This window comes from Actinoallomurus acaciae (genome assembly GCF_042429965.1).
Taxonomy (GTDB): domain Bacteria; phylum Actinomycetota; class Actinomycetes; order Streptosporangiales; family Streptosporangiaceae; genus Actinoallomurus; species Actinoallomurus acaciae.
Genome location: NZ_JBHLZP010000452.1, coordinates 1 through 6,464 on the forward strand (window position 1 = coordinate 1; position 6,464 = coordinate 6,464).

The following is a 6,464-nucleotide window of genomic DNA, read 5'->3' on the forward strand; positions in this document are numbered from 1 at the left end:
TGACCGCCGCGTCGGCGGGGCGGTCCAGGTCGAGCGCCGCCGCCCAGCCCGATGTGCCCAGGTCGTGGTCGGCGAACCGCAGCGCCATCCGGCCGGAGTGGGCGTTCCGGCCGAGCGCGAGCAGGAGCGGGTCGGTGTCGATCGCGACGACGGTGGCGCCCGGAATGCGGTCGAGCAGCCGGGTGGCCAGCGAGCCGGGCCCGCAGCCGAGGTCGAGGATGAGCGGGTCCGGCCGCCCGGCGCCGGCCTCGACCGCGTCGATCAGCGCGGTGAACCGCTCCTCGCGGTCGGGCAGGTATCCCTCCTGCTGGCGGTCCCAGCGGGAGATCCACGCCTGTGCCACCGTGGTCGTGAGCATGAGCGACTCCTGTAACTGTCGTATATGATTTCGACAGTCACAAACTAGATGAAGCGGTGTAACTGGTCAAGTGAATTTCAACAGTCACATGGACCTGGTCGTCGGTATCGCCGTCGGCCTGGTGAACACGCTCACCGAGGGAGAGCGGCGCGGCCGCCCGTACACCCCGCCGGTCGGCGAGGCGCGGCGTACGGCCCTCATCGAGATCGGCGCCGGCGACCTCGGGGAGCAGGACACCACCGTTCTCGCCGAGATGGCCGTCGAGCTGCGCGCCGTCTTCGCCGCGGTCGCGGACGATGACATCGACGCCGCCGCCCACCAGGTCAACCGCCTGCTCGAGGCGACCCACGCGCGCCCGCACCTGAACCGGCACGACGGCGAGCCGTGGCATCTGCACTTCCACGGCGACGGTGGCACCGTGTCCACCGACTGGGTGGCCGGCTGCGCGACGGGCCTCGCGGTGGTGCTCGGCGGCGAGTTCCACGACCGGCTGGGCGTGTGCACGGCGCCGCACTGCGACCGCGTGTACGTCGACACCTCCCGCAACGGCACCCGCCGGTTCTGCTCCACCGCCTGCCAGAACCGCGTCAAGACCGCCGCGTTCCGCGCCCGCGGCCGGTGAGCCTCTCGCGCATCGCGACGAATGGGCCTTGACGTACAGCTGGGCCTTGACGTGCAACCGGTTGCATGCGAACTTGGGGCGCGCGCGGCCTACCGGCGAGAGGCGCGCCTGGAGGAGGACGAACGATGCGTTTGTTCGACTTGCCCGTGTTGTCGGCCTGTTGCGCGGTCATGGCCGGGAGGCGGCTTCGGCAGCGGCTGAACGTCACTTCCCCACAGAAGTACCCGGCCGGCGGGGAGGCGCAGATGCTTCCGGCCGAGACCGATCCCGCCGCCCGCCGTGTGACCGCCGTCGCCTGCGCATTCGCCGTCGTCGTCGCGACGGCGGGCCTCGGCGCCGCGCCCGCCTCCGCCGCACGGGAGCCGGGCGGCCTGCCGCCGCGCCATGAGGTGGCCCTGTTCGAGAGCACGTATCGCAGCCTTGCCGAGCGGGTCACGGCGCGCGGGTACGCGCCGACGTCGCTGGCGGGCTACTACGCGGCGATGTACACGCGGGATTCCTCTGTCAACGCGCTGGCGCTGCTGCTGGGCGGAGACGACGCGAGGGCGCGAGCGATCCTGCGTTACATCTTCCGTTACAGCGCGGCGTCGGGGCAGGCACGGATGCCGCACCGGATCTACCAGGAGTCGGACACACCGACCGCCGCCGGTGAGCAGACGGACGTCTCCGCCCCGACGGTGAGTTTCCGGGGGCCCGGCTCACGGGCCACGCAACCGATGCCGGCGCCCGGCCTGGTCACCGCCACCGACGTGTGGCTGGACCGGACCCCCCGAGCGCGTGGGACGGTACGCGCGACACTGCTCGCCGGCACCGGCCCGGACGCCCAGGTCGTGGACACCACCGGCATCGCCACCTCGCAGATCCCGGCCGGCGGCGGCTGGGTGACGCTGCGGTTTCTGCCGCCGCTGTTCAGCAGTCCACCGGCGGGCGGCTACTCGCTGCGGCTTGAGGCGCCGGACACCCCGCCGGGCTCGGTGACCTGGCGCGGAGCCGCGGACGGCACGCTCTCCTACCGGGAGCGGATCACCGATTTCACCATCTCCGGCTATGACATGTACGACGAGACCGACCAGGCCTACAGCGTGCTTCTGGCCTGGTCCCGCTATGTGCGGGCGAACCCGGGCGACCGGGCCTTCGTCGCCGAGACCTGGCCCTACGTGCGCCGCTACGCGGACTACTACCTCGACACACCCGGCTACCTCGACGCGAGCCTGGACCTGATCCGCAACCCGATCCTCGACGACGAGGGCTATCACGACACGTATGACCTGCTGACGAACGTCTTCACCTCCCAGGCACTGCACGAGCTCGCCCCGATCGCCGACCGGCTCGGGGATCCGGCCGACGCCAGGCGATGGCAGTCGATCTCGAAACAGATCGAGCGGGGCATCGACACCAACCTGGTGACCACCGTTGACGGAAAGCGGATCTACGGCGAGAAGTACGAGGTCACCGAGGGAAACCGGTTCCACCCCGGCTATTCCTTCGCCAACCTCGCCCCGATCGCGGTCGACTGGTACGCCCTGGACACACGGATCATGGCCGACACACTGCGGGCGTACCTCGCCCACGAGAGCAGGGACTGGTCCGGCGTGCCGATGCTGTCCTCGATGCACGACTACGCCTTCACCGGCCACAACGACTGGGTGCTCACCAAGGGACTCGCCTGGGAATGGCGCTTCGACCAGGAGAACCGCGGCCAGGACCGCATCCCGGCGCTGGACGCGTTCCTGCGCCATTACTACCCGGACGAGACACAGCCGATCTCCGAGGGGTGGATCCTCGACTCCGACGGAAACCTGCGGGTCACCGACCCGGGCAACCAGGAACACGCCGGCTGGTACGCCATCGAGATGCTCGAGACCCATCGCGGGCTGCGGGAGACCGCGGGCTCGCTGAACGCCTCGATGCGCCGCACCCCGAGCCTGTATGTCGCCGCGTCCACCAGCGTGATCGCGGGCACCCCGTTCACCGTCACCGCGACCCTGTACAACACCACCGGCGAACCGGTCGACTATCAGGCGCTACGGCTACGCGGGCCCGCCGGCTGGGCCGTGACCGGACCCTCGGTCAACGGCGGGCAACTGGCACCGGGCGACCCGATCCCGGTCACGTGGACGGTCACGCCACCCGCCGACGCGCCGGCCGGGCCGGCGGCCCTGACCGTGACGACCCGGACGACCGCCCGGCACGGGGGTGTCCAGAAGGTGTCCGGCGGCGTCACGGTCACCGTCGCGACGCAGTGACCCACGACGACACGGGACTCACGCGCCACCTCCACCGTCCGGGTCAGGTGTCATCACCCGCGAGATCGGTGGCCGTGGGTGGCCTGCCGGAACCGCGCCGAGACCGCCACGGCCGGTGGCTCAGCGCGGCGAGGCCGTCCACGCGCCGAGGAGCCGCAGGGCCTCCTCGGCGCCGTCGTCCTCGCCGGCGTTGTACACGTGCAGCTCCTGGCCCGCCTGGCCCGCGGACACCGGGAGCTGGAGGGTCTCATAGCGCAGCGTCAGCTCCCCGACCGCCGGATGGCGGAAGCGCTTGGTCCCGCTGCCGCACACCATCACGTCGGCGGACGCCCACAGCGCGCCGAACTCCTCGCTGCGCACCGAGAGCTCCCCGACCAGCTCGCGCAGCCGCTCGTCGTCGGCGTGCCGGCCCGCGGCGAGGCGCAGCACCGCCACGGTCTCCCGCGCGCGCTGCTCCCAGTCGGGGAACGCCTCCCGCGAGGCCGGATCCAGGAACAGGTAACGCGCGTTGTTGGGGTCGCGCCGGCCCTCGTCGAGCCCGCCGAACAGCTCCGAGCCCAGGCGGTTCCAGGCCAGCACGTCCTGGCGGTGCCCGGTGACCAGGGCCGGCAGGCCGTACATCGCGTCGAGGAGCCGCTGTAGCTCCGGCCGGACCTGCTCCGGCCGTCGCCGCGACGACCTGCGGGCCTTTCGCGGCGCCGCGGTCAGCGCGCGCAGGTGCTCGCGTTCGGTACGGCCGAGGCCGAGCACGTCGGCGAGCGCGTCGAGGATCTCCGGGGACGGCTGCGTCGCGCGTCCCTGCTCCAGCCGTACGTAGTAGTCGACGCTGATCCCGGCGAGCTGCGCCAGCTCCTCCCGCCGCAGGCCCGGCACGCGACGGCGCGAGCCCGCCGCGATCCCCACGCTGTCCGGGGTCACCCGTGCCCGGCGCGAGCGCAGGAACGCGCCGAGCTCCCGGCCGTCGTCATCCATGCTCTTCAGTATGCGTGACTCCCGCGCGGTGAACCTGGTCCTGTCAATACCAGGACACCCCGGCCGGTGGAAACGCCGGGCACTGGTTCCGCGCGCCGCACGGCGCGACAACGGATACATGAACATCCTGATCGTCACCGCACACCCCGAGCCGCGCTCCCTCAACGGCGCGCTCACCGCGTTCGCCGCCGCCGAGCTGCGCCGCGGCGGCCATGACGTCCGCGTCTCCGACCTGTACGCCATGCGCTGGCGGCCGGACGTGGGGCCCGGGGACTTCCCCGGCCACGCCCCGGACGAGCGGCTCGACGTGATCGGCGCCTCCGGCCGCGCGTACGCCGAGGGCCGCCTGGCGCCGGAGATCGCCGCGGAGCAGGACAGGCTGCTGTGGTCCGACGCGCTCATCCTGCAGTTCCCGATGTGGTGGTTCTCGATGCCGGCCGTGCTCAAGGGCTGGGTGGACCGCGTCTTCACGTACGGGTTCGGGTACGGCGTGGGCACGAAGGGCCGGGCCCTCTACGGCGACGGCACGCTCGCCGGCCGCCGCGCCATGGTGTCGGTGACCATCGGCGCCGCCGAGCCGTCGTTCTCGGCCCGCGGCGTCCACGGGAGCCTGGACGAACTGCTGTTCCCGATCCAGCACGGCCTCCTCTACTACACCGGCATGGACGTGCTGCCGCCGTTCGCCGTCTGGGACTCCATCGAGGTGAGCGAGGAGAGGTTCGCCGCGGTCACGGAGGCGTACGCGGCGCGGCTGCGCGCCCTGTTCACCGACGAGCCGATCCCGTACCGGCCGCTGGCGGGCGGCGACTACACGCGGACGATGGAGCTGCGCCCCGAACTGGAGGCGGGCGCCGGCGGCCTCGCGGTCCACGTCAGGCGCCACGGCCCCAGCTGAACAGGCCCGCGCCGACGGAGAGCACGCTGAGCAGGCACGACAGTGTACGCACGTGGTTCCACGCGGTCCACCGGGAGGAGAAGCCGGACCAGACGCGCGCCACCTCCCCGGCCGATGGCCGCGCGGCCTCCAGCGCGTCGTTCATCGGGATGTTGACCGCGAAGCTCGGCCCGAGCACCCCCAGGACGTACACCGCCGCCGCGGCGAAGAAGAGCATGCCCGCCGTGCGCTGCCCGGAGACGAGCAGCAGCACGCCCGTGGCCGCCCCCACCACCGGCATCAGCAGGAACGCCATGAGGAACAGGGGATTTTGGATCTTCACGTTGATGGCACGCATCGCGGCGATGGCGTGGTCCGGCTTGACGGCGTCGATCCCGATCATCACCGAGATCGAGTAGGCGAAGAAGACTCCGGCCAGCGCGGCGGCGAACAGGAGCGTCGTGGTCGCGGAGAATCCCGTGAGGATCTTCATGCCGCTCAGTGAACCGCCGGCGGCGGTGCCGCGACCATCGGTGAGACGCTCACGCGCATGTCCGTTCGTCCAGGGCGGTTCGACGAGGAGCCCAAGGTGTTCGACGAAGGAGCCTAAGGTGAGCGCATGGATCCGCTCGCGCGCATTCTCGATGGGCCGAGGGCCCGGGACGCGTTCCTGCTGCGGTCGATCCTGACGCCGCCGTGGTCGCTGCGGATCGAGGACCGGGCGCCGCTGACCGTGGCGTCGGTCGTGCGTGGCCAGGCATGGCTGGTGCCCGACGACGGCGACGCCGTACGTCTCCGTCCCGGCGACGTCGCGGTCATCCGTGGGCCGCACCCGTACACGGTCGCCGGCGATCCGGCCACGCCGCCCCGTGTCGTGATCCACCCCGGGCAGCGCTGCACCACGCCGGAGGGGGAGTCGCTGTCCGCGGCCATGGCGCTCGGCCTGCGGACCTGGGGCGACCGTACGGAGGACACGGCCGGTGCCACCGAGCTGTTCACCGGCGTCTATGAGTTCCAGGGTGAGATCAACGGGCGGCTGTCGCGGGTCCTGCCGCAGCGCATCGTGCTTTCGGCCGAGGCCTGGGACTCACCGCTGCTGCCGTTGCTCGGCGCGGAGCTGCACCGCGACGCGCCGGGCCAGCAGGCGCTGCTCGACCGCCTGCTGGACCTGCTGCTCACCGCCGTCCTGCGCGCGTGGTTCTCCCGCCCGGAGGCCGAGGTGCCGGGCTGGTACCGCGCGCAGAGCGACCCGGTGGTCGGCGCGGCACTGCGGCTGCTGCACGACGAGCCGGCCCATCCGTGGACGGTGGCCGCGCTGGCGACACGGACGGGCGTCTCGCGGGCCGCCCTGGCCCGGCGGTTCAGCGACCTGATCGGCGAGCCGCCGATGAC

At 72.0% G+C, this 6,464-nt stretch carries 7 protein-coding genes; 4 read left to right on the forward strand and 3 right to left on the reverse strand.

The window, feature by feature from the left end; genetic code table 11:
• Nucleotides 1-358: class I SAM-dependent methyltransferase (locus ACFFNX_RS38210; RefSeq protein ID WP_378210981.1), on the reverse strand; the 358-nt coding region annotated here is incomplete at its 3' end.
• A 70-nt stretch (nt 359-428) separates the two neighbouring features.
• On the opposite strand from ACFFNX_RS38210, the gene ACFFNX_RS38215 reads away from it, so the two are divergent.
• Entirely contained in the window at nt 429-980 is a 552-nt protein-coding gene (locus tag ACFFNX_RS38215) for a CGNR zinc finger domain-containing protein (RefSeq protein WP_378210982.1), read from the forward strand.
• 125 nt (nt 981-1,105) lie between these two features.
• Nucleotides 1,106-3,226, forward strand: a complete 2,121-nt coding sequence (locus ACFFNX_RS38220; RefSeq protein ID WP_378210984.1) for an NEW3 domain-containing protein — start codon at nt 1,106-1,108, stop codon at nt 3,224-3,226.
• Between the two features lie 120 nt (nt 3,227-3,346).
• Here ACFFNX_RS38220 and ACFFNX_RS38225 read toward each other — a convergent pair whose 3' ends face one another.
• Nucleotides 3,347-4,198: a helix-turn-helix transcriptional regulator gene (locus tag ACFFNX_RS38225; protein WP_378210985.1), complete on the reverse strand. Its 852-nt coding sequence runs from the start codon at nt 4,196-4,198 to the stop codon at nt 3,347-3,349.
• Nucleotides 4,199-4,316: 118 nt separating this feature from the next.
• On the opposite strand from ACFFNX_RS38225, the gene ACFFNX_RS38230 reads away from it, so the two are divergent.
• Nucleotides 4,317-5,093 (forward strand): NAD(P)H-dependent oxidoreductase, encoded by a 777-nt coding sequence (locus ACFFNX_RS38230; RefSeq protein WP_378210987.1) that lies wholly within the window; start codon nt 4,317-4,319, stop codon nt 5,091-5,093.
• Here the strand turns inward: ACFFNX_RS38230 and ACFFNX_RS38235 are convergent.
• Nucleotides 5,071-5,565 (reverse strand): anthrone oxygenase family protein, encoded by a 495-nt coding sequence (locus ACFFNX_RS38235; RefSeq protein WP_378210988.1) that lies wholly within the window; start codon nt 5,563-5,565, stop codon nt 5,071-5,073. The genes ACFFNX_RS38230 and ACFFNX_RS38235 overlap by 23 nt on opposite strands.
• Nucleotides 5,566-5,691: 126 nt before the next feature.
• On the opposite strand from ACFFNX_RS38235, the gene ACFFNX_RS38240 reads away from it, so the two are divergent.
• A partial coding sequence (locus ACFFNX_RS38240) for a cupin domain-containing protein (RefSeq protein ID WP_378210989.1) occupies nt 5,692-6,464 on the forward strand: 773 nt, incomplete at its 3' end.

Coding starts and splice junctions, on each gene's coding strand:
- ACFFNX_RS38225 (WP_378210985.1), bottom strand. CDS start 4,198: ATGGATGACGACGGCCGGGAGCTCGGCGCGTTCCTGCGCTCGCGCCGG.
- ACFFNX_RS38220 (WP_378210984.1), top strand. CDS start 1,106: ATGCGTTTGTTCGACTTGCCCGTGTTGTCGGCCTGTTGCGCGGTCATG.
- ACFFNX_RS38235 (WP_378210988.1), bottom strand. CDS start 5,565: ATGAAGATCCTCACGGGATTCTCCGCGACCACGACGCTCCTGTTCGCC.
- ACFFNX_RS38230 (WP_378210987.1), top strand. CDS start 4,317: ATGAACATCCTGATCGTCACCGCACACCCCGAGCCGCGCTCCCTCAAC.